At 41.3% G+C, this 1,007-nt stretch carries 1 protein-coding gene and 1 pseudogene; both read right to left on the reverse strand.

What is annotated here, in order from left to right:
* A pseudogene (locus tag JZO83_RS14265) lies at positions 1–617 on the reverse strand (NAD(P)-dependent oxidoreductase); the annotation flags it as partial.
* 20 nt (positions 618–637) lie between these two features.
* A partial coding sequence (locus tag JZO83_RS14270) for a transcriptional regulator GutM (RefSeq protein WP_207116135.1) occupies positions 638–1,007 on the reverse strand: 370 nt, incomplete at its 5' end.

The following is a 1,007-nucleotide window of genomic DNA, read 5'->3' on the forward strand; positions in this document are numbered from 1 at the left end:
TTAGTGCCGTCTTGGAAGGCTGCCAACATGTGGCTGTTCATTCCTTTTGCATCAGCTTCCGCTTGAGCTGTATCAGGATTAGCGTTTACTTTCAGCGCATTGTTTTTTCCTTTTCCTGCGACTAATACCTCCATCCCCATACTCTTAGCAAATTCGTACATCTGAACGGTTGCTGCAGGCTCATCCCCATCTGATCCTGTGTAGATCAATCCAGCCGCATCATAAAGCTGTTTCATCAATGGCCCGACTGTAATGTCGATTTCCACGTTCAATAAAACTAAGTGTTTTTTCGCAATCAATGTTGCTAAAGCAATTTTGGCTCCAGCCTCCGGTACGCCAGTGGCATCAACAATAATTTCTACATTATCGGAATTGACGATTTCTTTGAAATCTGTACTGGTCAGAATATTGATTTTCTGCTCTGCACTCGCATTGTATGCATCTGCTGCTCGTTTTGCCGCGTCCAGATTGATATCACTGATTCCGCCAACGATCATACCAGGAATCGTTGAGATTTGTGAGACCATTCCAAACCCCATTTGTCCTGCACCAATGACGCCCACTTTGATTGGCGCACCATCTTTTTCTCTTTGTAAAAGCTTTCCATATAACGTCATTATTGTTCCTCCAAAATAGTTTATTTTCTTTCACTTGCAATGAACTCGATTGCTTGTGTGAGTGCTTCTCCATATTTTCCGTTCAGAAGGTGTTCAGGGATGTCCGTAATTGCTTGCCCATTTACTTCTTCAAATGGTTTGAACTTTGCAAAGATCGTTAAGCCAGACATCACTTGACACTCTTTTATCACACCATCAAGGCTGGTGACCATCAACACAATGTTTCTTTTTTTGAATATACTTTGCGTCATACCAATACCGAAATATCCTTCTGAATTGTTTTGAATGATCTGATTGACTGTCTTTTTGTAGTAATTAGAATGTCTGATCGAAGTCATAACATTCAAACCAAGTAGTATAACGACGAGCAGCACTAAACGAATTTCCCCC

Origin of the sequence: Enterococcus sp. DIV1298c (genome assembly GCF_017316315.1) — a bacterium.
Lineage (GTDB): Bacteria > Bacillota > Bacilli > Lactobacillales > Enterococcaceae > Enterococcus_B > Enterococcus_B mangumiae.